General features: G+C 32.2%; 32 protein-coding genes and 1 pseudogene. 25 read left to right on the top strand and 8 right to left on the bottom strand.

Annotated features, from left to right (window positions below; all coding sequences use genetic code 11):
- Positions 1-2: 2 nt before the first annotated feature.
- On the bottom strand, positions 3-428 hold the full coding sequence (locus ACSBO6_RS07705) for an SRPBCC family protein (RefSeq protein WP_498844441.1): 426 nt from the start codon (positions 426-428) through the stop codon (positions 3-5).
- Between the two features lie 23 nt (positions 429-451).
- A complete protein-coding gene (locus tag ACSBO6_RS07710) occupies positions 452-1,471 on the bottom strand; it encodes an aldo/keto reductase (RefSeq protein ID WP_498844442.1) in 1,020 nt (339 codons plus the stop codon).
- A 337-nt stretch (positions 1,472-1,808) separates the two neighbouring features.
- Between ACSBO6_RS07710 and ACSBO6_RS07715 the strand changes: the two genes are divergently transcribed.
- From ACSBO6_RS07715 to ACSBO6_RS07735, 5 genes are all read left to right on the top strand, one after another.
- The gene (locus tag ACSBO6_RS07715; RefSeq protein ID WP_286138507.1) at positions 1,809-2,024 is read left to right on the top strand and encodes a hypothetical protein; all 216 of its coding nucleotides are present in this window, start codon (positions 1,809-1,811) and stop codon (positions 2,022-2,024) included.
- Between the two features lie 33 nt (positions 2,025-2,057).
- Complete coding sequence (locus ACSBO6_RS07720) at positions 2,058-2,336, top strand: hypothetical protein (RefSeq protein WP_098848284.1); 279 nt, start codon at positions 2,058-2,060, stop codon at positions 2,334-2,336.
- Positions 2,337-2,604: 268 nt separating this feature from the next.
- Positions 2,605-3,135, top strand: coding sequence for an SF0329 family protein (locus ACSBO6_RS07725; protein ID WP_098848283.1), 531 nt, complete (start codon positions 2,605-2,607; stop codon positions 3,133-3,135).
- A 420-nt stretch (positions 3,136-3,555) separates the two neighbouring features.
- Entirely contained in the window at positions 3,556-4,095 is a 540-nt protein-coding gene (locus ACSBO6_RS07730; protein WP_098848282.1) for a PepSY-associated TM helix domain-containing protein, read from the top strand.
- Positions 4,096-4,252: 157 nt separating this feature from the next.
- Complete coding sequence (locus ACSBO6_RS07735) at positions 4,253-4,591, top strand: DUF5655 domain-containing protein (RefSeq protein WP_098848281.1); 339 nt, start codon at positions 4,253-4,255, stop codon at positions 4,589-4,591.
- 80 nt (positions 4,592-4,671) lie between these two features.
- On the opposite strand, the gene ACSBO6_RS07740 is transcribed toward ACSBO6_RS07735, so the two are convergent.
- Positions 4,672-5,283, bottom strand: a complete 612-nt coding sequence (locus tag ACSBO6_RS07740; protein WP_498844443.1) for a flavin reductase — start codon at positions 5,281-5,283, stop codon at positions 4,672-4,674.
- 102 nt (positions 5,284-5,385) lie between these two features.
- Between ACSBO6_RS07740 and ACSBO6_RS07745 the strand changes: the two genes are divergently transcribed.
- The 14 genes from ACSBO6_RS07745 (at position 5,386) to ACSBO6_RS07810 (ending at position 15,913) form a co-directional block, all read left to right on the top strand.
- Entirely contained in the window at positions 5,386-6,072 is a 687-nt protein-coding gene (locus ACSBO6_RS07745; protein ID WP_098848279.1) for an ArsR/SmtB family transcription factor, read from the top strand.
- A 137-nt stretch (positions 6,073-6,209) separates the two neighbouring features.
- A complete protein-coding gene (locus ACSBO6_RS07750) occupies positions 6,210-6,386 on the top strand; it encodes a hypothetical protein (RefSeq protein WP_180233013.1) in 177 nt (58 codons plus the stop codon).
- A gap of 382 nt (positions 6,387-6,768) precedes the next feature.
- The gene (locus ACSBO6_RS07755; protein WP_098848278.1) at positions 6,769-7,686 is read left to right on the top strand and encodes an ATP phosphoribosyltransferase regulatory subunit; all 918 of its coding nucleotides are present in this window, start codon (positions 6,769-6,771) and stop codon (positions 7,684-7,686) included.
- Positions 7,683-8,330 carry an ATP phosphoribosyltransferase gene (gene hisG / locus ACSBO6_RS07760; RefSeq protein ID WP_098848277.1) on the top strand — a complete coding sequence of 216 codons (648 nt, stop codon included), beginning with the start codon at positions 7,683-7,685 and terminating at the stop codon, positions 8,328-8,330. Before ACSBO6_RS07755 ends, hisG begins: the two co-directional genes overlap by 4 nt.
- Positions 8,311-9,597, top strand: a complete 1,287-nt coding sequence (gene hisD, locus ACSBO6_RS07765; RefSeq protein WP_498844661.1) for a histidinol dehydrogenase — start codon at positions 8,311-8,313, stop codon at positions 9,595-9,597. Before hisG ends, hisD begins: the two co-directional genes overlap by 20 nt.
- Positions 9,594-10,172: an imidazoleglycerol-phosphate dehydratase HisB gene (hisB, locus tag ACSBO6_RS07770; protein WP_098848275.1), complete on the top strand. Its 579-nt coding sequence runs from the start codon at positions 9,594-9,596 to the stop codon at positions 10,170-10,172. Before hisD ends, hisB begins: the two co-directional genes overlap by 4 nt.
- Entirely contained in the window at positions 10,173-10,796 is a 624-nt protein-coding gene (gene hisH / locus ACSBO6_RS07775) for an imidazole glycerol phosphate synthase subunit HisH (protein ID WP_098848274.1), read from the top strand.
- On the top strand, positions 10,774-11,505 hold the full coding sequence (hisA, locus tag ACSBO6_RS07780) for a 1-(5-phosphoribosyl)-5-[(5-phosphoribosylamino)methylideneamino]imidazole-4-carboxamide isomerase (protein WP_098848273.1): 732 nt from the start codon (positions 10,774-10,776) through the stop codon (positions 11,503-11,505). Before hisH ends, hisA begins: the two co-directional genes overlap by 23 nt.
- Positions 11,475-12,233, top strand: coding sequence for an imidazole glycerol phosphate synthase subunit HisF (hisF, locus tag ACSBO6_RS07785; protein ID WP_098848272.1), 759 nt, complete (start codon positions 11,475-11,477; stop codon positions 12,231-12,233). The genes hisA and hisF overlap by 31 nt, the downstream gene beginning before the upstream one ends.
- Before the next feature lie 11 nt (positions 12,234-12,244).
- Entirely contained in the window at positions 12,245-12,892 is a 648-nt protein-coding gene (hisIE, locus tag ACSBO6_RS07790; RefSeq protein ID WP_098848271.1) for a bifunctional phosphoribosyl-AMP cyclohydrolase/phosphoribosyl-ATP diphosphatase HisIE, read from the top strand.
- Positions 12,889-13,713, top strand: coding sequence for a histidinol-phosphatase HisJ (gene hisJ, locus ACSBO6_RS07795; RefSeq protein WP_498844444.1), 825 nt, complete (start codon positions 12,889-12,891; stop codon positions 13,711-13,713). The genes hisIE and hisJ overlap by 4 nt, the downstream gene beginning before the upstream one ends.
- 290 nt (positions 13,714-14,003) lie before the next feature.
- Positions 14,004-14,462: a DinB family protein gene (locus ACSBO6_RS07800; protein WP_098848391.1), complete on the top strand. Its 459-nt coding sequence runs from the start codon at positions 14,004-14,006 to the stop codon at positions 14,460-14,462.
- A gap of 151 nt (positions 14,463-14,613) precedes the next feature.
- The gene (locus tag ACSBO6_RS07805) at positions 14,614-15,165 is read left to right on the top strand and encodes a GNAT family N-acetyltransferase (RefSeq protein WP_098848269.1); all 552 of its coding nucleotides are present in this window, start codon (positions 14,614-14,616) and stop codon (positions 15,163-15,165) included.
- A 172-nt stretch (positions 15,166-15,337) separates the two neighbouring features.
- Positions 15,338-15,913: a GNAT family N-acetyltransferase gene (locus ACSBO6_RS07810; RefSeq protein WP_098848268.1), complete on the top strand. Its 576-nt coding sequence runs from the start codon at positions 15,338-15,340 to the stop codon at positions 15,911-15,913.
- Between the two features lie 46 nt (positions 15,914-15,959).
- On the opposite strand, the gene ACSBO6_RS07815 is transcribed toward ACSBO6_RS07810, so the two are convergent.
- Entirely contained in the window at positions 15,960-16,142 is a 183-nt protein-coding gene (locus tag ACSBO6_RS07815; RefSeq protein WP_098848267.1) for a hypothetical protein, read from the bottom strand.
- An 89-nt stretch (positions 16,143-16,231) separates the two neighbouring features.
- Positions 16,232-16,366, bottom strand: a complete 135-nt coding sequence (locus tag ACSBO6_RS07820) for a hypothetical protein (protein ID WP_498844445.1) — start codon at positions 16,364-16,366, stop codon at positions 16,232-16,234.
- 102 nt (positions 16,367-16,468) lie between these two features.
- Between ACSBO6_RS07820 and ACSBO6_RS07825 the strand changes: the two genes are divergently transcribed.
- Positions 16,469-16,612 (top strand): imidazoleglycerol-phosphate dehydratase, encoded by a 144-nt coding sequence (locus ACSBO6_RS07825; RefSeq protein WP_098848266.1) that lies wholly within the window; start codon positions 16,469-16,471, stop codon positions 16,610-16,612.
- A 142-nt stretch (positions 16,613-16,754) separates the two neighbouring features.
- On the opposite strand, the gene ACSBO6_RS07830 is transcribed toward ACSBO6_RS07825, so the two are convergent.
- A complete protein-coding gene (locus tag ACSBO6_RS07830; RefSeq protein WP_098848265.1) occupies positions 16,755-17,219 on the bottom strand; it encodes a hypothetical protein in 465 nt (154 codons plus the stop codon).
- A gap of 208 nt (positions 17,220-17,427) precedes the next feature.
- Here ACSBO6_RS07830 and ACSBO6_RS07835 point away from each other — a divergent pair, with 208 nt between their 5' ends.
- Both ACSBO6_RS07835 and ACSBO6_RS07840 read left to right on the top strand, forming a co-directional pair.
- A complete protein-coding gene (locus ACSBO6_RS07835; RefSeq protein ID WP_180233015.1) occupies positions 17,428-20,181 on the top strand; it encodes a dynamin family protein in 2,754 nt (917 codons plus the stop codon).
- A 62-nt stretch (positions 20,182-20,243) separates the two neighbouring features.
- Positions 20,244-20,572, top strand: a pseudogene (locus tag ACSBO6_RS07840) (IS1595 family transposase); the annotation flags it as partial.
- 46 nt (positions 20,573-20,618) lie between these two features.
- Here the strand turns inward: ACSBO6_RS07840 and ACSBO6_RS07845 are convergent.
- Together ACSBO6_RS07845 and ACSBO6_RS07850 are read right to left on the bottom strand one after the other, a co-directional pair.
- A complete protein-coding gene (locus tag ACSBO6_RS07845; protein ID WP_098848263.1) occupies positions 20,619-21,185 on the bottom strand; it encodes a nucleotidyltransferase family protein in 567 nt (188 codons plus the stop codon).
- A 189-nt stretch (positions 21,186-21,374) separates the two neighbouring features.
- The gene (locus tag ACSBO6_RS07850; RefSeq protein WP_098848262.1) at positions 21,375-21,629 is read right to left on the bottom strand and encodes a hypothetical protein; all 255 of its coding nucleotides are present in this window, start codon (positions 21,627-21,629) and stop codon (positions 21,375-21,377) included.
- A 629-nt stretch (positions 21,630-22,258) separates the two neighbouring features.
- On the opposite strand from ACSBO6_RS07850, the gene ACSBO6_RS07855 reads away from it, so the two are divergent.
- Genes ACSBO6_RS07855 through ACSBO6_RS07865 form a run of 3 tightly spaced genes read left to right on the top strand, consistent with a single transcriptional unit; the run spans position 22,259 to position 25,893 of the window.
- Entirely contained in the window at positions 22,259-22,987 is a 729-nt protein-coding gene (locus ACSBO6_RS07855; protein WP_098848261.1) for a GntR family transcriptional regulator, read from the top strand.
- A complete protein-coding gene (gntK, locus tag ACSBO6_RS07860; RefSeq protein ID WP_098848260.1) occupies positions 22,984-24,528 on the top strand; it encodes a gluconokinase in 1,545 nt (514 codons plus the stop codon). Before ACSBO6_RS07855 ends, gntK begins: the two co-directional genes overlap by 4 nt.
- Before the next feature lie 18 nt (positions 24,529-24,546).
- Positions 24,547-25,893, top strand: a complete 1,347-nt coding sequence (locus tag ACSBO6_RS07865; RefSeq protein WP_098848259.1) for a GntP family permease — start codon at positions 24,547-24,549, stop codon at positions 25,891-25,893.
- Positions 25,894-26,508 lie beyond the last annotated feature (615 nt).

A 26,508-nucleotide genomic window follows, 5' to 3' on the forward strand; every position in this document is an offset into this window, starting at 1 on the left:
AATTATACTGCTAAAACTTGAAATGCTTGTCTTAATGCTTCCAATCCATCACTATAAATCCCACTGAATAGTTTGATTACTTCTTCATCCGTTACATCAACAGGTGTAAAACTGCCAGACCATTCTACAATTGATCGATTAGGATCAGAATGCTCTAAAACGCGTATTGTTGATTGATAGTTTGTAACTGGGAATGGAGCTTTCATAATTGAATACGTATAAAAATGCTCTTTATCATTAAACTCTTCAAGACGTTCTACAATTGCATCTCCATCAGGATTTGCTAAACTTCGAACACGTCCACCTTCTAATAATTCACTACTTGGGATGTATGGTAACCAATCTGGTAGCGAATTGAAACCGCCAATTAATTGCCATACTTTTTCAGGATTTGTTGGAATTTCCATTGTAACAATTGTGTTAGCCATTTTTTATCGCTCCTATATTATAGTTATTTTTTAATATCAATTGGTAGAGGTGCATTTTCTGACACTAATTTTTGTTCTCTCATTTCATGCCAGAATGTAGCTGGAATTACTTCGTTTAATGCAGCTTGGTCTTCAGCAATTCGCTCTGGTTTACTTGCACCTGGAATAACTGTTGCAACTGCTGGATTTGATAATGAAAATTGAAGAGCAGCGGCTTTCACACTAATACCATGTCGATTTGCAATTCCTTTGATTTTCTCAACTTTCGAAATAATTTCAGGTGATGCTTTTTGATATTCGAAATGAGATCCACCAGCTAGAATACCAGAGCTATATGGGCCACCAACGATAATATCAACATTTTGTTTAGCAGCTTCAGGCATTAAACGTTGAAGCGCACGATCATGATCTAAAAGTGTATAACGACCAGCTAATAAACTAACATCTGGTTTGTATTCACCTAATTCTAATGCGATTTCAATTGGTTCTACTTTATTTACACCAAGTCCCCAAGATTTAATAACACCTTCGTCTCGTAATTGAGAAAGTACGCGGAAAGCACCAGTACGAGCAATTTCAAACTGTGCAATCCACTCGTCACCATAAAAGTCTTGTGCAATATCATGAACATAAACAATGTCTAATCGATCAGTTTTCAAACGTTTTAAACTTTGTTCGATTGAACGTAAAGTTGCGTCTGCACTATAGTCGTTCACAAGTTTATTCTTACGTCCAAATTCGAAAACTCCGCCTTTTTCACCTAAGTCTCGTGCTGAAACGTCTTCTAGTTCATCTAAAATTAAACGTCCAACTTTTGTACTTAAAACATAATCATCACGTTTGTATTTTGATAATACTTCTCCAAGGCGGATTTCAGCTAGACCTGCACCATAAAGTGGCGCTGTATCAAAATAGCGAATGCCATGATCCCAAGCTGCTTCAACAGTTGCCACTGCTTCTTCATCTGGGATGTTACGGAACATATTTCCTAGTGGAGCAGTTCCAAAACCTAGTTTTCCTTGAAATAAATTAGTCTCTTTCATGTAAATCCTCCTATATATAAACTTCATGAAAATGATGAAGTTAAGTTAAATTGTAGGTAGAGATTAGAAATTAGATATTCAATGGAATCCTCTAAAGAATCTATCCTCTACAGATGCTATTATGGAATATATTTAAAAAGAAAAAAAGAACGTACTTTAAAGTGCGATAGTAACTTGTATGTTCTATAGGCACCTTTTGGTTACTTAAGAATAGGCATTTTTGTCCGATAAGAGTATTAACAATATAAATGGAGACAATCAATAAAAACCACATTAATTCCAATATATGGTAATATTAAAATATCAAATAAGTAGGTAAAAAGGAGCGGGAGGAAATATGAATCCACTACATATTAATTACGAATACAAACAAAAAGAAAAGAAAAATGGTAATCATATTGTCTCAGTACGAAATAAAGGGGAGAATGCTTTACTGGAAGTTGAAAAGAAAGGAAATCAAGTAGACATTATCACTTATTGGAAGAATGAAAAAACAACGAAGTTCACTATTCCATACGAACTCTTTGAAAAAATAAGTAATGATATTCAATAACATAAAAATAGATAAATTGGTAGGTGTTTTTTGATGGAATATATGTTTATTGGATTAATATTAGTCATTATGTTCGTACTTGTAACAACAGTTATGGATAAACTTAACAAACTAGAAAATCGGATGAAAAATATCAAGATTACTTTAGATCAGATTGCAAAAGTAGTAGAAGTTCCAGAACATCCAATTAATAATGATTTACGTGAACTTTTAAAAGAAGGAAAAGAAATTCAAGCAATTAAACAGGTTAGAGCTGTTTTAGGCCTATCATTATTAGAAGCTAAACAATATGTTGATGCTTTAAAAATATGATTTTTTTCCGATTTCCTTCGTTATAGCGGACTTGTATGATGAATGACTGATAAATTTTTTGTTGAATTTGTTTTTATAGAAAGCACTGTTAAAGTGGAATGTTGATTTTTTTATTCAACTGTATGGGGATATTTACAAAAGCAAAAAAGTAAAATGATTTTTTACTCTCTATTAGATTGTAGCTAGGAATTATTTTCCGAGAGAGAAAAAAATATGTGATATTTTACCAATTTCAATATAATTGGAATAGTTAATGGAGGATAATATTGTGTTGTATAGTCCCAAATGGAGCAAAGCAAAGAAACGATTAATGAGTTTACTATGCGAACCATTACGTTCGAGAGTGGATTTTCAAGTGATTAATTACCGTAAAGCACATGATCAATTGGGTAGAGCTGTAATGACTGTCGATAAAGTAGAAGTATTAAGTATGTGTACAATACTGGCTGAAAGAGCAGAATACAAAAGAGAACGCGAGATAAGAAATGGATCTAACAAATTTAACATTAATGATGTAAATGAGAATCTTACAATACAGAACCAGGCTCATAGTATCATTAAAAAAGAAGGAATTTATGGTCAGTATGATTTTTTCTTTGCATTAGAAGAATATTTTAATTCTCCAATTGAAATATTATTAAAATCCTCAGACATTCTAATAAAAATACTGTGTCTGTTAGATCGTCGTATAGGAAAAAGAACATTAATTAAAATGGAAAAAACAATAATAAACGAACATAGACTTATTCAATACTTTTATAATCTACGTTGTAATGTTGAAGGGATTAAATTTAACTGATGTATTACTTTAGGAACGCATTGCGTCTATTGAAGTTCAGAAGCAGCCATTGACTGCTTTTTTCTTTATGTATATGGCTGTATAGTTGCATAAATAGAATGATAATTTTAAAAAAATTTTTGTTTTTTATCGGATTAATAATGTTCATGATTGGTATATACTTATCAACCTATTAGAATGTAATCGGTATGTTAAAGGCATTGCAGGCGGCATGGTAATGGGAATTAGTACTTATTTCTTGGTTACTAAAATAACTAATCCATAATTGAGCTAACTAATGTGCTAGTTACATAAGAAGCAAAAAGATCTGGTAGCCTAGATCCTTTTTTTATTGCTTATGAGAATGTTTATGTTAACTAGATTCGAACTATAATTTACATTGAATATTAGTAATAAAAATTTAGATAAGGTGTGAGGAGAATGTCAAAATCTTTAAAGCTGTATCAATTTAGTCGAAAAGTACATAAATGGTCAGGATTAATTTTATCTTTGTTTTTTATGTTTATTGCAGTAACAGGGCTCATGCTAGTTTATATGATACCATTAGGAGTTGCAGATGAGTTAAAAATAGGGAAAGAGGCGAGTCCAAGTCAAGCGATAACAATGGATAAAGTCGTTTCAATTGCGACATCTCAAGGGCTCTCAGGTGCCAATTCGGTTGAAGATATTTTTAGGATAGAATATAGACCTGGTTTAAACATTTACCAGGTTCGCTTTAATAATAGCCAAGACGTTCAAATTGATGCAAGCACAGGCAAGGTTTTATCTAAAAATCCTGATTACTCGACTTTCATCATTTCTTTACATGATGGATCCTTCTTTGGTAATTGGTATAGATACAGTATCCTAACAATGACTGGTTTATCCTTAGTACTGTTATCATTCTCAGGGTATTATATGGTGGGCTATCCAATTTATAAGCGTTTAAAGGTGAGAAAAAGAGAAAGTGTTGAATTATAATTTGTAGAAAAATTTGACTAGTCAGGCTTGTTGAACAAAAAGAGTTGCTTTGGTGACTCTTATTTTGTTTAACTAAATGGTAGTTTAGTGGAATAAGGCTTTTGGTAAAATAATGGTAATACACTTAATTGTTGGGGAGAAAGAAGGCGATAACAATATGTCTGAAGATGAATTATTCTCAAATAAGGGATCTAATGTTTATGAAATATATTTAACATTACTCGATTTATTAAAAGAAATAGGACAATTTGAAGTTGAGTTTAAAAAGACTTCTATTCATCTTTTGAATAAGTATTCATTTGGAGGAGTTCATCCAAAAAAGAAATGGCTAGATTTTAATTTAGTTACAAACCATCATATTGAACACGAGAATATTACTAAAATTGAACAAGTATCCAAAAACAGATTTCACATTAACTTTAGATTCCATAGTAAAGACGACATAAATCAAGAGTTTTTAGTTCTTTTAAAAGAATCATACCAATTGATGGGTTAGTTAGAGAAGAAGTCAGATGCCATACAAGTTGGAATCTGACTTTTATATTTGAAGTACTATTTTTTACTAAAAAGAGAGATCTATATTTCCGAACGAAAAGTTTTACCTAACTTATTTCCGAGACCGAAGTAATGGCGGAAATTATATATTAGTGGACTCCATTTATTTGGATCGATATGATTTTCTTCAATGATGATCTCATTATGAGCATGTACGTGCAAAACTTGTGTCTCGACAATTGCAAAATCAGGTGAATGTTCGGGAATACGAATGTGTTTTACAGTTGCCTCGATTTGAATTGGGCATTCCGATATACGTGTAGGTTTTACGGTTTTTGATTCGATAGCGGTTAATTTACTGATATCGTATTTTTCTTTTACATATGTAAATCCTATATTTTTCTTAAAATGAGGAACGGGATTTTTTCCGGTATATGGAGCTAACAATTCCACATTCTCCCATAATAAAGGGCTAGGAACATTGATTACACATTCAGGATGTCGCTGTAAATTTTCAATAGCTTTTCCACCAAGTCCAATTCCTAATATGATGCATTCTCCTAAAGCCCATGAGGAAGACATAGGGCTAATATTAACTGTTTGATCCTCATTTAATGTATTTTGTAAAATCACAGGTGTTCCATAGTATAGAATTTTAGGTTGTATTAACTTTGTATTTGTAAAATGACTCATTGTATTTCCTCCTAATCATTATTTCCTTCAAAATTTATTGTAGAATATAAATAGTTCTATTATCATCGAAATATGGATTACATAATGAGAGGAGAATGAAAAATGAATGCAAATCCTAATGTGGCAGTGGTTGCTACACTTGTAAGTGAAAGGTCCCGTGCGGCAATTTTAACTGTCCTTTTAGATGGAAGATTCCATCCAGCTAGCGAACTGGCATATATGGCTGGAATAAAACCACAAACGGCTAGTTTCCATTTAACAAAATTGGTCGATGCGGAAGTAGTGAGCGTAGAAAAACAAGGAAGACATCGATACTATGGTATTCGAAATCAAGAAGTTGCTCAAATAATGGAGACATTATTATCACTTGCTCCTCCCATTGAAATCAGGTCTTTAAAACAAGCTACAGAAAATACAGCAATACGTTATGCACGAACGTGTTACGATCATCCGGCTGGAAAGTTTGGGGTACTATTAACTAATTCTTTAGTTAATTTGGGTGTTATAAGTGAAGAAAGTCAAAGCTTTATTGTGACAAAAAAAGGTGAGAGATTTTTTACTGATTTTCAAATTGATCTTGAAAAAATTAAGAAGAAGCGTCGATCATTTTCACATAAATGTATAGATTGGAGTGAAAGACATTACCACCTTGGTGGGGCATTGGGAAGTGCTCTTCTAGAAAGATTTATAGAATTAAATTGGATTCAACGTATGCCAAAATCAAGGGCAGTAAAGATAACATTTGAAGGAAAAAAAGGATTTAAAGAAACATTTTTATTTGATATTTAACTAACTATTACAACAATCAACCAGAAAAATCCGGATGCATTCAAGTAAAAATATTAATACTTGAAGAGAATAAACTTTTAACTTTAGAATAAATATTATATGAAAATATAGACACTGTTGAAATGGGGATTGAGTTAATGAAAGAACGGTCGGAAAAAAGACAGATTGTTCCAGTTGGTTCAAAAAGTGCTATTACTTTCGGTTCTGCTTTAGCTATTACAATATCTTGGAGTATTCATAAATCGGTTCTATGGGCAATAATTCACGGTTTTTTTAGTTGGTTTTACGTTATTTATTATGTTTTTACAAGGTAAAATGTACGTTCAATATTTTACTATAATAACCAGTTGTTAGTAGAAAAAACAGATATTCATTCAATAGATTCAAAAAATTAAAAAACGTTAATGAAAACCCTTTCAGATTTTTTATTTTTTAAAAGGGATTGACAATTTATAACAAATTCATTAAGATGAATAAAAATAAAACGAAAAAGGAGACATGAACATGTTTTTCGCACGCACGAATAATGGGCTACAACATCATCATCCACCCAGGGTTTGAATCTATGGACAAAAATTGACCATAGATACAAGCCCTCTTCGTGTTACGAAAAAGGTGCTTGTGTCGTGCCAGAAGGCCATACAGGCATTTAACCTGTATGGCCTTTTTGTTTTTTCTAGAAGGGGGAATGTTCAATTGGATGGGAAATTAAAGCAGTCATTAGTCAATTATCAATATAAAAGAAAAATGGAAGATTATGCACTAGAACGAGGATATATCCCATTTCATCCTCAATTATTTGAAGAATATGATTCATTTTCAAGTCGAAATCCAAGATTAGCTAGAGAAGATTTAGTTGTTGTTTTAACACGGTTACAGCAAATTTTATTGTTAAGACCTGATTTAACAAGTGCACTGATGAAAGAAATTTATCCAATCGCACTGAAGGAAGAGAAATGTAAAGTATTTTATCAATCAACAATTTATCGGAATAATGGGGTGGAACTTGAAGAAATTAATCAATTTGGAATTGAAAATTTAGGTCGAATTACGGAAGAATCTGAAATAGAAGTAGTTATTATGGCAATTGATTTATTAAGTAATGTTCCATTTATTTTAGAAATCGGTCATACAGGGTTTATCGACGGATTATTTAAAGAATGTAATTTAACTGAGTCGCAAAAAAATAAATTAAAAAAGCTAATTTATTTAAAAAACATAGATGAATTAGAACGATTTATTCAGTCAATTAATTTACCATTTCAAGCTAGGAATGTTTTTGAACAGTTATTTAGTTTACAAGGTAAAGGAGAAAAGCTACATTCATTACTGAAAAGCTTAGTATTAAATAATGAAATGGAAAATGCTGTTGAAAAGGTAATCAAATTTCAAGAAATTAGTCCAAATATTCTTCTCGATTTATCAATTGTAAATGAATTTGATTATTATGACGGAATCGTTTTTAAAGGGTATTATGATCAGTTAAATAAAGAGGTTTTAAGTGGAGGACGCTATCTTCTGGTGTCTGAAGATTCGGAAAACAGCATTGATGCAATCGGATTTTCGATCGATACAAATGCTTGGATAACTTGTCAAATGAGGGATGTAAAGTGAGTTGGCTAACAGTTGCAGTTGCAAAAGGAAGACTTGAAGATGAAGTCATTAAAATATTAAGTCAATCTGGTTACAAAAAAGTAATTGATTCTAAAACTAGAAAACTAATTTTTGAAGATGAGTTACAAAAAATTAAATATTTAGTAGTAAAACCAGTGGATGTCGCTACATATGTTGAGCGAGGAGTTTGCGATCTTGGCTTTGTAGGAAAAGACATTCTGTTAGAACAAGAGAAAGATGTCTATGAGTTGATGGATTTAGAACTAGGAAAATGCATTTTTGCTGCAGCGGGTTTTCCAGGAACGTTAATTGATCGAGGTGATGAAACGTTAAGAGTTGCGACAAAATATCCAAATATTACTTCGAAGTATTTCCAGTTTAGGCAAAATATTGAACTGATTTATTTAAACGGTTCTGTTGAATTAGCACCAATTGTAGGCATGTCAGATATTATTGTTGATTTAGTCGAAACAGGAAGTACTTTAAAAGCAAATGGATTAGTTATTTTAGAAGAAATGATTCCAATCAGTGCTAGAGTGATTTCAAATCGTGTTAGTTATCGATTTAACTATTTCCGTATTACTGAATTTATCGAAAAAATTAAGAAGGGTAGGAACATATATGCTGGAAATTTTATCGATTAATCAAAAAAGCGAAAAACTTGAAAGTATTATAAACCGAACGAATTTGCCCACTGTTGAGATCACAAAAAGTGTAGAAAAGATTTTATTAAATGTGAAAGAAAATGGTGATGAAGCGGTACGTCAGTATTCTTTAATTTATGATGAGGTGAAACTAAAAAGTTTTGAAGTAAGTGAAGATGAGTTTAATGAAGCCCTAAAACAAACCGATGAAAACTTAATCAATGCATTAATTGAAGCTAAGAAAAATATAGAGACTTATCATGAAAAGCAACTGCAAGATGGATATAAAATAAATGAAAAAAATTCATATGTTCAACAAATCATAAATCCGATTGAAAGAGTTGGTGTGTATATTCCAGGAGGAAAAGCGGCATACCCATCAACCGTATTAATGAATGTAATTCCTGCCAAAATAGCAGGAGTGAATGAGATTGTCATTGTAACGCCACCAAATAAAGAAGGAAAAATTAAGCCTTCCATTCTAGTTGCTGCAAAATTAGCTGGTGTTACAAAAGTATTAAAAATTGGTGGAGCGCAAGCAATCGGGGCACTGGCGTATGGAACTGAAACAATTGAAAAAGTAGACAAAATAGTTGGTCCAGGAAATATTTATGTGGCGCTTGCTAAGAAAAGCGTTTCGGGAATAGTAGGAATTGATATGGTTGCAGGCCCAACTGAAGTTGTCATTTTAGCAGATGAAACAGCCAATCCAAGATTTATTGCAGCTGACTTAATGGCACAGGCAGAACATGATGAAATGGCATCTAGTATTGTGATTACGAATTCAGAAGAGTTTGCCCAAAAAATACAGCAAGAAATACCAAACTTATTAGACGAACAGCCGAGAAAAGAAATTATTAAAAGCTCATTCGAAAATTATGGAGCCATTATCGTCGTTCAAACAATCGAGGAAGGAATTGAACTTATTAATAAGCTAGCGCCTGAACATCTTGAACTAATGATAAAAAAGCCAGAGTCGATCGTTCATAAAGTGAAAAATGCTGGTGCTATATTTTTAGGAGATTATACTCCAGAGCCTGTTGGCGATTACTTTGCGGGAACGAATCATACATTACCGACTAGCGGAACTGCAAGATTCACCTCGCCATTAAATGTAAATGATTTTCAGAAGAAAACATCCGTTGTTTACTACAATAAGGCGGCCTTAAGTGAAGCAAGAAAACATATTGAATTGATCGCAGAGGAAGAAGGACTATATGGTCACGGTAAAGCAATTAGTATTCGATTTGAGGAGGATTCAAAGTGAGAACTGCATCGATCACAAGACAAACAAATGAAACAAATATTCGATTGAAACTAAATTTAGATGGTGATGGAGAAAGTACGATTCAAACTGGTATTGGCTTTTTAGACCATATGTTAACGTTATTTTCATTCCATAGTGGCATTAATTTAGAAGTATTTTGTGAGGGGGATCTTGAAGTAGATGATCATCACACAACAGAGGATGTTGGGATCGCATTAGGTAAAGCTTTATTAATTGCGTTAGATGAAAAATTTGGCATTAATCGTTACGGCTCATGTTATATTCCGATGGATGAAACATTAGCTAGAGTAGTCGTCGATTTTAGTGGCAGACCGTATCTTGTTTATAATGATAAAACGGTGAGAGAACGTATTGGAATGATTGATACACAGAATTTTAAAGAATTTTTTAAAGCATTAAGCTCCGAAGCTAAAATGAATTGTCATATGGAAGTTTTATATGGAGAAAATGATCACCACAAAATTGAAGCTTTATTTAAAGCATTTGGTAGAGCGGTTAAACAAGCAGTTGAAGTAACTTCGACTAAATTACCTTCAACGAAAGGAATGTTATAAGTGAATATTATTATTGATTATGGTGTAGGTAATTTAGATTCATTAAAAAGAGCATGTGAGGAAATTGATTTTCCTGTGGTTATTACAAATGAAATTGAAGTAATCAAGCAAGCATCATCTATTATTCTACCAGGTGTTGGCGCATATGAAGCAGCGATGAACGAATTAAATCGACTTGGTTTAGTAGATTGTATAAAGTTAAAGGCAAAAAGCGGTACACCGATTTTAGGAATTTGCCTAGGAATGCAATTATTATATGAATTTAGTGAAGAAAACTTCGGAGCAAGTGGGCTAGGCTTAATTAAAGGTTATGTAAAACGTATACCTGACATCGTAAAAGTACCACATATGGGCTGGAACAATCTAAATTTTACTAAACAAGAATCATTTTTAAAATATGTAAATGAAGGTGAGTATGTCTATTTTGTACATTCATTTTATATAAGTTCAACAAATGAAGAGCTTTTAGCTTATTCCGACTATGGAGTGAAGATTCCAGCGATTGTTAAATCCGGTAATATTTACGGAATGCAATTTCACCCTGAAAAAAGCGCAGAAACTGGTCTAAATTTATTAAAAGCATTTAAGGAGATGTGTTTATATGATTCTATATCCAGCAATTGATTTAAAGGACGGTAACTGCGTTCGCCTTGAGCAAGGGGACTTTAATAAGAAAGTAATTTATAAGAGTTCACCACTTGAAGTCGCGTTAGATTTTGAAAAAGCAGGTGCAAAAGTATTACACATTGTTGATTTAGATGGAGCTAGAACAGGAGAAAGGAAAAATGCACAAATTATAAAAGAAATCGTTCAAAATACGAATTTAAACATTCAGTTAGGTGGAGGAATAAGATCACTTGATTCGATTTCATTTTGGTTAGAATTAGGTGTTGAAAAAGTAATTTTAGGTACAGCTGCTATTAATAATAGACAACTTTTAGAACAAGCGGTTTTACAATACGGTGATCGAATCATTGTAGGAGTAGATGCAAAAAACAGTTTTGTAGCCATAAATGGTTGGGAAGAGTCGACTAATCAAGATAGCTTTGAATTTTGTAAACTGCTAGAGTTGCTTGGTGTGAAAACAGTCGTATACACTGATATATCAAAGGACGGCATGCTTTGTGGACCTAATTTAGAAGCATATAAAAGATTAGCTGAAGAAACAAATTTAAATATTATCGCATCAGGTGGAGTGAGCTCAATCAATGATTTGAAGTCCCTTTGCAAGTTAAATATTTATGGTGCGATTTCAGGTAAAGCTTTATATGAAGGAAAATTTACAGTTGAGGAGGCACTTAAATGCTTGCAAGAAGAATTATACCGTGCTTAGACGTTCGTAATGGACGAGTTGTGAAAGGAAAACAGTTTTCAAGTATTCAAGATGTAGACTCTCCTACGAAACTAGGAAAATATTATAGTGATAATGGTGCTGACGAGTTAGTCTTTTATGATATTACAGCCTCAAATGAAGAAAGAGATATATCATTGCAATTTGTTTCAGAAGTAGCGAAACAATTGCGTATTCCTTTCAGTGTTGGAGGTGGGGTACGGTCGATTGATGATTTTACGAAACTATTAAGAAATGGAGCCGATAAAGTCTCAATCAATTCTGCTGCAATTTTAAATCCGACTTTAATTAAGGAAGCATCTGATCGTTTTGGATCACAATGTGTTGTGCTTTCAATTGATGCAAAGTTAAATAAAGATGGCAATTATAAAGTGTATATAAATGGTGGCCGAAAAGAGACTGAATGGGACGCAGTCGATTGGGCAAAAAAAGGTGTGGAACTTGGAGCGGGTGAAATTGTTTTAAATAGTATTGATGAAGACGGGATGAAAAGAGGATTTGATATAAGATTGCTTCAAAAAATTACTAATGCGGTTAATGTTCCCGTTATCGCATCAGGTGGCGCTGGTAAAGTAGAACACTTTTATGATGCGATTGAATATGCAAATGTCGATGGCGTTTTAGCTGCATCAGTATTTCATTTTGGAGAGATCAAAATTAGTGAATTAAAAGACTATTTAAATGAAAAAAATATTCCAGTTCGACTATAGGAGGAGAAAACATGTTTTTTGATATCGAAAAAATTCGCTTTAATGAACAAGGTTTAGTACCAGCAATTGTGCAAGATATTGATACGAAAGAAGTATTAATGTTAGCCTATATGAATAATGAGTCCATTAAACTCACACTCGAAACTGGATTTGCAACATTTTTTAGTAGAAGTCGTAAGTCAATTTGGAAAAAAGGGGAAACGTCGGGGAATCTGCAATATGTTAAATCAATTTCCTATGATTGTGACCAAGATTCAATTTTACTACAGGTTGAACAAGTCGGTGTAGCTTGCCACACAGGAAGCTATAGTTGTTTTTCAGAAAAATTGACTTTAAAACAAGAAAAAAATATTGTTCAAAATAAATCATTAAGTCATCTGCCAAATCTTTATGAAACGATACGAGATCGAAAAGAGAATCCAATTGAAGGGTCTTATACAACCTATTTATTTAATCAAGGTATTGATAAAATCTTGAAAAAAGTAGGGGAAGAGACAAGTGAAGTAATTATTGGTGCTAAAAATGAAGGAACTGAAGAATTAATTTATGAAATTAGTGATTTAGTCTATCACACTTTGGTTTTAATGGTTGAAAAAGGAATAAAACTTGAAGAGGTAAACAATTGCTTAATTAATAGGAAGGAGAAAGTAAAATCTTGAAAATTGATGGTCACACGCATACACAATATTGTCCGCATGGAAGTGGTGATGACGTACAATTAATGATCGAAAAAGCGATTGAACTTGGGTTTGAGGAATATCATATCACCGAGCATTCACCAGTACCATCATCTTTTCAAAACAGCTTAAAGCCAGATGAGGCAGTAGCTACTCTAGCAATGTCTGAAAAAGAAGTAGACGAATATATTAACGAAATGTATAAAGTAAGAGATCAGTATAAGGATCGAATTCGAATAAAAATTGGTTTTGAATACGATTATTTACCGAGTGAATCAGTCTGGTTTAAAGATTTTTTAAAAGAATACGGCAAATATTGCGACACGGGACTTTTGTCAGTCCACTATCTAGAAGGAAAAAATGGCTGGCATTGTTTAGATTATAAAGCTGAAGATACGCTATCTGGTTTAGTAAATTACTATGGCAGTGCAGAAGCGTTCCAACTTGCTTATTACGATTTAGTAAAACAGTCAATCATTGATGATTTAGGTCCGTTTAAACCAAAACGAATCGGACATATGACCTTATGCAATAAATTTAAACAGTTTTTGAAATGTGATGATACACAAACGATCCTAAATAAACAAGTTGAATTATTAAAGCTAGTAAAAGAAAAAAATTATATGTTAGATTATAATACTGCAGGATTATTTAAAGAGTATTGTGGTGAATCATATCCACCAGTCCATGTCGTTGAAATTGCGAATTCATTAAATATAGAGTTTATGTATGGTTCTGATTCCCATAGTGTAAAGGATATTGGAAGAGGATATGATGTTTATTTTTCAAATAGTAAAAAATAAATTTTACTAACGATTGCTATTCACTTTGTAACTTCATAATTAATGCTACTAAAGGAGTCCTATTTGTGACTCCTTTTTGGTTTATAAGAAAGTTAAAAAATAAAAGGAAAAAATAGCCATTTGTTGAATAAATAATCAGTGGTGACCTCAAAATGGATCAATTGATATGATTTAGTTCAATTTTCATCCTCCTTTAATGACAATTTAATCGTTATGAGGAGGCTTTTCAGAAGTAATTTCTAACATTGTTAGGGTTTAAAGAAGGAGGAGATTTTTTGAATAGAAAAGAAATGTTATTAAACGTATTAGACAAAACATATGATAAGGAAAGTTGGTTTGCGCCACTAAAAGATTCAATTGAAGGTATTACAGCTGGACAAGCTAGTTGGAAACCATCAGGGGATGCAACTAAATCAATTTGGGAAAACGTTAACCATCTTCTATATTATAAAGAACGAATTGTAGCAAATTTAGAAGGTAGAGAATGGACACAAAATCTAGATGGTGACCAAACCTTTTCTTTTACTGAACAATCGAATGAAGAAAACGAATGGAAGAAAGTAGTAGAACGTTTGGATAATAGTAGTTGTAGATTAAGACAACTATTGAGTAATATGACTGATGAGGATCTAAAAAGAGATTCTTTTTTTGAATTAAAACTAATGGATCTATTACTACATGATGCTTACCATACCGGACAAATTATTCAAATTAGAAAAATGCAAGGATCGTGGCCATCACATCGTTGATATAACCGATAAAGGCAGCTTAAAGCTGTCTTTTTGTATAAAAACACTCGGATGTTGAAATTAATATTCAACAAATAGAATTAGAATTTGGATATTTCGGTAAAGAAATCGTCAAATCAGTTTAATAAAACTAAATTTTAAAGGAGAAATCATGTTTAGTTATAAAATTGAAGAAAACTTGCATTTAAAGTTATTAACTCTACAGGATGCAGAAGAATTATATAAATTAACAATTAATTCAATGGAACATTTGAAAGAATGGTTACCATTAATTGTACATAATAAAAAAATTGAGGATACAGAGAAGTTTATTAAATCTACTATGAAACAATTTGCTGAAAATAATGGATTTCAAGTTGGTATATGGTCAAATGCAAAACTTGTTGGCGTAATTGGATTCCATAAAATCGATTGGTCAAATAGGTCGACAAGTATCGGTTATTGGTTAGGAAAGGGGTTTGAAGGATCGGGCATAATGTCAAAAGCTTGTCATGCATTTGTTCATTATGCATTAACAGAATTATCGCTAAATCGGGTTGAGATTCGTGCAGCTGTTGAAAATTCAAAAAGCCGTGCTATACCTGAGAGATTAGGATTCGTTCAAGAAGGTTGTATCAGGAAAGCTGAATGGTTGTATGATCATTATGTAGACCATATTGTTTATGGTATGTTAGCGGAAGATTGGGTTTCTATAAACAAATAATGTGCAATTCATATTAAGGAACTTTTTTTCTTGCATGAAAAGTATTAATACTTCAAATACTTCATTTGAAAGGACTTTAATATGAAAAAGTAGGGCAGCTAGTGAATAGTCATAAACATAATGACTTGACTATTGAATGCTATAAACTGCATGTAAGAAAAGGAGAATATCTATGCATTGGTATGAAAAACTGAATCAGTATTTTCCAGTTGAAGAAATGAAATCAAGGGAACATATGGAGACTTTATTGAAAGAGCGGTCAGATATTTATCATAAAGATGAAGGTCCGCATCATGTGTTAATGTATGCCGAACTGGACGATTTTGTCTTTATCGATTACTTGTTCGTTTCAAAAGATGCCCGTGGTCAAGGTCTTGGGAATAAATTGCTTGATAAGCTAAAGAAGAAGGGCAAGCCAATTATATTAGAGGTTGAACCAGTTAATTATGAAGATACAGATACAGAAAAAAGACTTCGATTTTATAAAAGAGAAGGTTTTGAGCATGCTCAGTCGATTGGATATAATAGACGCTCTCTAGCTACTCAAGAAATTAACCCTATGGAGATTTTGTACTGGTCTCCAAATAATGAGAGTGAAGAAATGATTTTTAAAGCGATGAAAAAAACATATAATATGATTCATACATATAAAGATACACATTTTTACGGTGAATCCTATCAGCCTGTAGAGGAAGTTTTAACGTTTGGTGAAAATAATACCAATCAAAATCTTTTAGAAGATATATAAAAATGCAAAATCAAAAACGACTGATTACCTCAGTCGTTTTCTCTAATTACACACCCATACGTTTGCGCTGATTGTTTGGCTTTTTAGAAATTTGATTCTTTTTCGTCATATCTTTAACAGCATTTACACCAGTATTATGATTAGCGTTTTGCTGTTTTTTGCTAGCCAACTTTTGTTTCATTAATTCCTGAAGACTAACTTTTTTTGGTTCATTGTTTTTTTCACTCATAAATTTAGTTTCCTCCAATGTAATCATACTTTTATAATGACTTGTTGAAGGAAAATTAGCAAGTACATTTAAAAGAATTAAAACTTCTATTAATTTTCTTTTTCTACATTTTTCTTATGAAACTCTTCCATTTTTTTACTCTTCGAATAAGCAGATTCCTCTGAATGTCCAAATTGATCGACAGAACTTTTCTGTGGACCTTTGTTTGTATGTCCTTTTGCCATGTTTATCCCTCCTTTTTTATTATTATGTGCTTAAATTCCTTGAATAATCTTTAATTTAAAATGGGAATCTATTTATGATAAATGGAATTAGGAGGATGGAAAATGACAAGTAGAAATGGCAGTAAAGGAAGTAAAAATCAAAACGCACCGGAACTTCATGGACAAACACCTATTAGTGGTGACAATACAAAAGGAAATGTTTATCGTTCAAAAAAAGGCAGTAAATCAAAAACTGAATTGCATTAAATTAAAAGAGACTGTCCGGTAGATTTCAGCCCTGAGCTTTAAAAAACAAAAAGCAAGAATGTTGATTTAACATTATTCTTGCTTTTTTAATTTGACGTTTTTTTATCAAACAGGGCTTTTTAGTCAGCCTCTATATCTTTATTTAATCTCGAACAGTAAATCCTTCTTCATCTAAATATTCACAAGCTTCTCCATAGCTATTGAATGTCCCATCAAGATTTTCTCCTGCATAAACATTCCACATATCCATTTCTGAAACAAGCTTAAGAGTTTGTCCGTTCGCATTAACCCAGATTTCTTCTACTTCTTCATCTTCTTCATAAATTGGTTCAGTTGATAAACTTTCAATTGATTTAGTAAGTACTGTACGAAGTTCGTCTTCAGTAAATTCTCTTATATTTACCATACCTTTTTCGTTTGTTTTGTACCCCTTAATCCCTTCAGCATATACAAAGCCATTCCCATTAGGATGTAGGTGATAAACAACATTCTTTTTCTCTTTTAAACTTTCTTCATATTGAAAATTAGTACGCCCAAGTGAGACTGGCTTTTTTGTTAATTCTGGAAATGATTCAATGATTGCAAGTTTCTCTTCGTAAGTTAGCATAATGCCTCCAAATAATTATTCTTTTACCTATGTTTTGTGTGTATCGTAACAAATATAACAAAAATCTTATGAAAATGACATAGAATTGTCATAATTTCGGTTGCTCTTATTTGGTAGAATAATAATGCTGCATAAATTTAACATATTCTTTTTGGTATATTTTTTGAACTTGATTAGATTGATTTTATTATACATAGTGGGTGATAACATGACAGTGGAAGTTAAAGTAAAAGTGAAAGAACAATTTATTAAAAAACAATTTTATAAATCGTATTTAAATGAAAATGAAAACAATAGCCATCCTATTGCAGTTTTAGCTGATCTTTACAATGAACAAAATGAAGATATGGATCTTTCATCTATCCGATTTGCACAAGGTGAAGTTTATTTTGAAAATAAAGATTATGAATCTGCAGTTTTTAAATGGGAAAAAGTCGCAAACCAATTAAGCGATTGGGCAAAGAAAAATATTGCTGATTCTTATTATGAAATTGGTGCATTTGAAACGGCAGAAAAGCTATATAAAGAAGTGAAAACAGATAGTAGTACGTTAACATCTGAAATATTCTTAAAGTTATTCTCTCTTTATATCGATGTTTCGAAATACGAGGAAGCAGATCGTATTATTAAAGAAGCAGTAAAATATAATCCTGATTATCCAAACGTAACAAGAATTGCACGTAATTTTTATGAAAAACACCATGATTGGACTAGCGCTGTAGCTCTTGCTTCAGAAGAATCAATTCGAACAGAAGATTTAAAATGGTTTATTGTATTAAGAGAATACATTATAAATGGTGTAACAAAAGAGATGGCACCGAGCTATTTTGTGCAACCGTTACTATCATTAGCTAGAGTCGATCTTGAGCACTTTGAATTAATGGTAGAAGCACTTTGGAATAGTTACAGAGACCAATCAGTTTATATAAGTTGGTTACAAACATTCAATGATATGTTATTCCAAATCAATGTTGAGACAGGTGTAAAGTGGAATCGATTGCCATCAATCTATTCAATGACTTATGAGGAATTAGTTGAAGGGCAATATTTTGTTGCTCAGCTTGAGGAAATGATGCCAAGCTTCTTAACAAACTGGTTACGTATTACTGATATTAAAGGTGCGATTTTAGCAACGACTGCGACACTTGCATGGGATCGTTTATTCCCAGGTAGTATCGACTATCAAATTATTGCTGACGCAGAAAAGGCATTTGAACAATTAGTAAAAACGCCTGATTGCTTTGAAATCGGCAAAGAATTATTTGAAAACATTCTACAATGGTCTGCTTTAAATGAAATTGAAGTTGGTGATCGTTTTGAGTGGTGGACAAACAAATTAACTCAATTTGAAAATACAACAATGCTTGTTGCTGGTACAACTGGTAACGGTAAATCTTCATTTGTTAACTCGCTTTTAGGTGAGAAAATGATGGGTTCTTCTACGACAATTCCAGTATTATTTGAACAAGATAATGATTCAAATATTATCGTATTTTCGAAGGAAGGAAATACACAACTTGCTGAATTTGCTGATTTTTACGATTTAACAACAGTTGAAAATAATCTGTTAAAAGGTGATGAATTAGTATACTATAAATTACCAAATTCATTTTTAGAAAAGCATCGCCTATCAATCATAGACACACCTGGAATTGATGGGAACCAGGTTAATACTAAAGCATTATTCCAATCTGTAAAACTTGCAGATCGTCTTGTTTTTGTTTTAAATGCTACTGCACCTTATACAGCAAACGAAAGATCTTTACTAGTGAAAATTCATAAAGAATTACCAACTCTACCAATTCACTTTATTTTAAATAAGATGGATTCTATTTATAGTAAAGAAGAAATTGATCGAGTTCGTGCTGAAATCCAAGCGAAAATTAATCTAGATTTCCCAAGTGCTAAAGTATTACCTTATTCTTCAATTTATAGTAATCAGGATCAATTTAAAGATTTAGAATTATTTATTGAAAATAATGTACTATCTACTGAAGCAAATTCTAAACGAACTGAGAAATTATTATTAGCGATTCGCAAATTAATTAATTTCCTATTAGAAAAACGAGTTGAGAAGGAAGAAGAACTACTTGCTAATGTAAAATGGAATGAAGTTCTGGATGATAAATTAAATGGTCTATTACATTCATTAAAAGATAAAGAAATGGATCATTTAAATACAATTAAAAACTCTTATCGTGAATTAAAAGACGAATTAAAATATGACTTAAAGCTGAGTATTCCTGGTCTACTTAAAGAATGTAAAGAGTTAATCAAAGAAGATAGTGATTTCGGTACAATTCTTGAAACGCTTAACGAAGAGATGAATCTTCGAATTGGTGAATATGTTCGAGAGAATACTTTACCAAAACTGAATGAAGCTCTTCAAAACTGGATTAAAGAATCAGGTGTATTATTAGAAGGTACTCAAAGCTACTTAACTGAAATGAGTGATTCATTAAATGAGTACATTGGAAATGAATATTTAAAATTTGAGTGTGATTTTAAAGTATTAGATGACTGGCGCCGTGATGCTGATCGAATGACTAGTATGACTCAGTTAGATGATATGAATATTTTATTACATTCATCTCCATCTCAATTTATCTTAAAAAGCTCTGGAATCTTATTAGGCTTACTGCCACAAAATAAAGCAAAGCTTGTTGCTCAATATCAAAAGTATGTTGATAATGTCGACTATGATGGTGTAACATCAGAATTATCAACGAAGTTTTTCCTACAATTTGAAATGTTTGAAAAAACTTTACCAAGAGATCTATCAATGTTCTTACATGCTCCATTTGAGCAAATTCACGAACTAGTTGATGAAACAAGATTAGCAATTTCTAACTATATCCAAACTTTAGAAGATATGAAATCAAATCCAAGTATTTACTTCGATCCGATTACATTCTTCAAAGTAAGATTAAGACAATTAGAATTTTTAACACTGCGTAAATAATAAAAAAGAGCGTGCTAGATTACACGCTCTTTTTTCATTTGGCTTTTTTCGCGAAGATTGTTGCTATTTTGACCATAGATACGGCTACAAACTATAAGAAATTCCTCTGATAAAGGCATTGAAACACGAGCCTATTAATCTTAGTAAAGAAGGATATGTAAAAAAAGGCATCTACTACCTGAATAACGTAAACAACTATCACAAACGGTTAAAGGATTGGATGGATAGGTTTCAAGGGGTGGCGACTAAATATCTGGACAATTACCTTTATTGGTTTAGCTATCTTCAACAAAACAAGAAAATTGAAGAGAAAGAACGGATAAATCAAATGTTGCTCAGTGCTTGTCGGAACTCAAACACCATCAGAGTAAATTTTCTGCGTGAGGTATAAAAAGCCATTTCATAAAATGAAACGACTTATTTCTTAATCAGTTTTTTTATATGTGCTGGATTTTAATTTTATGCCAAATAGCCTTCCAATTCTTTTTTATAATTCGCTCCTCGTAAATTGCAGCAAGTTCTTCTGTTTCGATAAAATGGGGAGTCGGTTTCAGTTCTAAATTAATGACATCATCTATTCCACAAGGAGAAGTAAGAATCAGTTTATTAACCTTGTCTAGCTTTACTCCGAGAGCAGTTGCAGTTTCTGGAAACTTTGAAATAGCATCCTCCGATGATGTATAAGGAGGAAGATTATTAATGACGTGCATCCTTGCTTCATTTTTAACAGACCAAGGTATATTAGGCATTATGCTTTTCAACTTATTCTCTAATTCCTTTTCAAAATTCTCATCAATGTTTTCGTTATCAAAATAAATAACATCTACATCTGGGGTGTCAGTTCTTTCATTAAACCCGTGCAATGTGTCCCAGATTTTTGAACGTACAAATCCTGCACATATCCACCAATCAGGCAAATTTAATGTACTCGCAACCTTTATAATCTTCATCATTTTTTCATCGCTTTGGATTAGCTTTATTACATCTTCTTTATTCTTTAACATCTTAAAGTTATCCCACATTTAATAACAGAACATATATTCCTATTTTAACACAACAAAGCGTAAAGGTAGAATATTCCAATAAGATTTTAAAACACAGTTAATCCTTAATATCTAAAAGCAACAAAGTTTACGAAAAGAGCCTTTAATTTTAATATATGCGATTATTTATAAAGCCAATAATACATTCAACTATTCCTCTATATCTTCTTCATACGGAATATGTACAACGATTGTTTGGTAACCCTCCTTAATTTTTACATAACCACCCCAAGGGATTTGAAGTATTAAAAAGGCTCCTTTAGAATCAATTGAAAAATGTGCAATTTTTTCATGTTCTTCATCTAGCAATAGTACTTCTCGATCATTTCCAACAGTCCTAATTCCAGCGTGGCAGTGAATTTGAATTTTCCAGTTGCCTAGTCTACTTAATAAGAAATGACTCATAGTTCATATCTCCTTCTATCAGTTAGTTTCTTTAAAAAGAAAAATAGTAAGCTCATCTTTAAATTCATTCTATTCTGAAGAACGATTACTTAAAACTATTTAAGTAAGTTTGGAACTTGAGCTTTTTTTAATACTTTATGCGCTAGTAAATAACTCCCTGCACTAATCACTAACAAACAAGCCGAATTTAGATAAGGAGTTGATGTGTATTGTTTTAGATTAAAAAGAGGCATTCTACTAGTGAGTGTTATTTTATATGAAGAAAGTGACCAATTACTTAATCTAAGATAAGTGGTAATTTTTGGTATTAATTATGTAAGAATATGATGTAATTTAGGTAACAAAGTCTGTTTACTAAAAAGAACATGAAGATTTTAATTTCGTTTTTTTTTTTCTAACTAAAATATTGAAATTATAGGAATCCTATAATGTATTTAGCCCCAATTAATGACTAGGAATACTTAATTGGTTCGTCGACGTTTTATACAAAATTCCTAGTAAGCATTTTTAATGATATTAAAACGTCGATTTCAGAGTAGCGTAAATTGAAGTAAAAGCGCTTGCATTTTTTTTATTATGTTCTATAATACTTGTATACAAGTATACTCGTATGAAACGAAGGTGAACCTATGTCAGAATTAAAGCAAAATCTTTATCCAGAAAAATGGTTATCAAAAGCTTCAGCTGGTGATCGTGTAACATATGAATTAAGGATGAAAATAATTTCTGGTTTAATTGAAAGCGGTACCAAGTTATCAGAAAATAAATTGGCTGCCGATTTTAATGTAAGTCGTTCTCCTATTAGAGAAGCATTAAAAACGCTTGCATCTGAAAATCTGATTTGTTTAGAAAGAATGGGTGCAGTTGTTATTGGATTAACTGATAAAGAAATAGAAGAAATATATGATGTGCGATTACTAATCGAAACATTTGTATTTGAACGATTAGTTAAATTAAACACGAAAGATTTGGTGATGGAACTTAGTAAAATTCTTGAAATGATGAAAGTTGCTATTAAATATCAAGATGCCGATGAGTTTTCATTTCAAGATGTTTTATTCCATGAAACAATTATTCGTGCCATTGATCATTCATACATTTTAATGATCTGGAATAATGCAAAACCAGTCATGGAAGCGTTTATCCTTTTATCGATGCGAGTACGATTTAAGGAAAAATACGAAGACTTTCAACGAATAGTCGATAATCATCAATTATATATTGATGCAATTAGTACGAAGAATAGAGAACTTATGATTCAATCTTTACATCAAAACTTTGACGATGTTCAAGGAAAAGTAGAAGATCTATGGAGATCACAACAAATGTTTTCAAAAGGAGTAGAACAAGAAAAATGACAAATTACATGTTAGGGTTAGACATCGGTACTACAAGTACAAAAGCCGTTTTATTTACTGAAGCAGGTGAAGTCATTCAACAAGAGAATATCGGATACCCTCTCTATACACCTGATATTTCAACAGCTGAACAAGACCCAGAAGAGATCTTTGCAGCTTTAGTACAAGCAATTTCTAAAATAATGAAACAACATGCTCAAAAAAATATATTATTTATTTCTTTTAGTAGTGCCATGCATAGTCTCATTGCCATGGATGAAAATGATCGACCATTAACGCCTTGTATTACATGGGCAGATAATCGAAGTGAGTCTTGGACTCATAAAATAAAAGATGAATTAAATGGTCATGAAGTATACAAACGTACAGGAACTCCTATTCATCCAATGTCGCCTTTAAGCAAGATAACTTGGATTGTAAATGAACGACCTGAAATCGCTCAGAAGGCGAAAAAATATATTGGGATTAAAGAATATATATTTAAAAAATTCTTCGATGAATATGTTGTCGATCATTCACTTGCTTCAGCCATGGGTATGATGAATCTTAAAACATTAGATTGGGATGAAGAAGCATTACAAATTGCAGGGATTACACCAGAACAACTATCAAGATTAGTACCTACTACTGAGATTTTTACAAATTGTAATTTTGAATTAGCTAGACAAATAGGAATTGATCCACAAACTCCTTTTGTAATTGGTGCAAGCGATGGCGTACTTTCTAATCTTGGAGTGAATGCGATTCGAAAAGGAGAAATTGCAGTCACAATCGGGACAAGTGGTGCAATTCGAACGATTATTGACAAACCACAAACTGATGAAAAAGGACGAATATTTTGCTATGCACTAACAGAAAAACATTGGGTCATCGGTGGACCAGTAAACAATGGCGGAATGATTTTTAGATGGATTCGTGATGAATTTGCGGCTTCGGAAGTTGAAACTGCAAAAAGATTAGGCATTGATCCATATGAAGTACTAACAAGGATTGCTGAAAATGTAAAACCAGGAGCAGATGGCTTATTATTCCATCCTTATTTAGCTGGTGAACGTGCACCTTTATGGAACCCAGATGTTCGAGGATCCTTTTTCGGCTTAACGATGGCACACAAGAAGGAGCATATGATTCGCTCTGCACTTGAGGGTGTTATATACAACTTATACACTGTATTTTTAGCTTTATTGGAATGTATGGATGGACCAGTAACTAACATTCAAGCAACTGGTGGGTTCGCAAGATCTAATGTATGGCGTCAGATGATGTCCGATATTTTTGATTTAGATGTAGTTGTACCAGAAAGCTATGAAAGTTCTTGTCTTGGTGCTTGTATTTTAGGTCTATATGCAACAGGAAAAATAGAATCCTTTGATGTAGTATCTGAAATGGTTGGTAATACTCACAAACATACTCCGAATGAAGAAGCAGTAAAAGAATATCGTGAATTATTGCCTATTTTCATTAGCTTATCGAGAGTATTAGAAAAAGATTATAAGAGCATTGCTAATTATCAAAGAGGATTAATAAATAAAAACAAATAAATTTTAGGGGGAATTTCCATGCCACTAGTTATAGTAGCTATCGGAATAATTGCATTACTAGTTTTAATCATGAAGTTAAAATTAAATACATTTCTTTCATTAATTATTGTTTCATTTGGAGTTGCTTTAGCACTTGGAATAAAACCAGATAATATTGGCACAACCATTGAAGCAGGATTAGGCGGAACACTTGGCCATTTAGCACTAATATTTGGACTTGGTGCAATGCTTGGTAAGTTGATCGCTGATTCTGGTGGCGCGCAACGAATTGCGATGACACTTGTTAATAAATTCGGTGAAAAGAACATCCAATGGGCAGTTGTTGTTGCTTCATTCATTATTGGTGTCGCTCTATTTTTCGAAGTAGGATTAGTATTATTGATTCCGATTGTATTTGCTATATCAAGACAATTAAAAGTTTCTATTTTATATTTAGGTATTCCAATGGCGGCTGCTTTATCTGTCACACATGGTTTCTTACCGCCACATCCAGGTCCAACAGTAATCGCTGGTGAATATCATGCAAATTTAGGTGAAGTATTACTGTACGGATTCATTATTGCATTACCTACTGTTTTTATCGCAGGTCCTTTGTTTACAAAGCTTGCTAAAAAGTTAGTACCTGAATCTTTCACTAAAACAGGTAATATTGCATCTTTAGGTGAACAAAAAACATTTAAACTTGAAGAAACTCCTGGTTTTGGAATTAGTGTTTTTACGGCTTTACTTCCTGTTATTTTAATGTCATTTGCAACAATTGTTAATTTACTTCAAAAAACAATTGGATTTGATGATAATGGCCTACTAGTAGCGATCCGCTTTATTGGTAATGCAGGTACAGCTATGGTGATATCACTTTTAGTGGCAATCTATACAATGGGATTAGCTAGAAAAATTCCTATTAAAGAAATTATGAACTCTTGTACAACTGCAATTACACATATTGGGATGATGCTCTTAATCATCGGAGGCGGCGGAGCCTTTAAACAAGTGTTAATTGATGGCGGTGTTGGTGATTATGTAGCTGAGTTATTCAAAGGAACTTCAATCTCACCCATTTTACTTGCATGGATTATTGCAGCAATCCTACGTATTTCACTAGGTTCTGCTACTGTTGCAGCATTAACTACATCTGGTTTAGTCATACCAATGTTAGGTCAATCTGACGTTAACTTAGCTTTAGTCGTTTTAGCAACTGGAGCTGGTAGCTTAATCGCTTCACACGTTAATGATGCAGGTTTCTGGATGTTTAAAGAATATTTTGGGTTATCGATGAAAGAAACTTTCTTAACTTGGACATTACTAGAAACAATTATTTCCGTTTGCGGATTGGTATTTATTCTTTTACTAAGTTTATTCGTATAAAGAACCAAGTGAGATATTTTCTTTTCTCATACGGTTAGTTAATTAATTATAAAGGGCAGTATCCTCGTTATAATACGTAGAAGCTTCTTAAGTATTATAATAGTGGTATACTGCCTCTTTATTTTATTACAGTGTTATTCTAGCCCTTCTAGGACCCCTTTTTATAGGTTTTAGGCTAGTTCATATGATTATATTTATACAAGCAATCACGCATTTTCTATGTGGTTCGAATGGTTAGTAGTGTTATTTTTAGCATCATATTTAATGTATTATTTATTTTTAGTAATAATCCTTCATGTAATAGGTACTGCTCTTACTATGGTTTTAGCAAATTTCGCGCAGCATGAACCAATTATATATAAAAAAACAAAGCAAAAGTTCAATAAGGTCCATATGATTAAACTTTTAAATAATTATGCAATTGTATAAATAGAACAATTAAAAAGCACCTCAGTTTATCAATTGAGGCTCTTTTTTTATGATTAATTTTTACTTTTAAACCAAGCATAAATGCTCTGCAAGCAACAATCTAATAGTGAAACGACTGAATAGGATCAATAGTTTTGAATATTTTGTGTCAAAATAGTATCAGACGAAGAAACAATATCTTAATAT

The sequence above is a fragment of the Bacillus sp. AL-1R genome (genome assembly GCF_052180195.1).
Lineage (GTDB): Bacteria > Bacillota > Bacilli > Bacillales > Bacillaceae_G > Gottfriedia.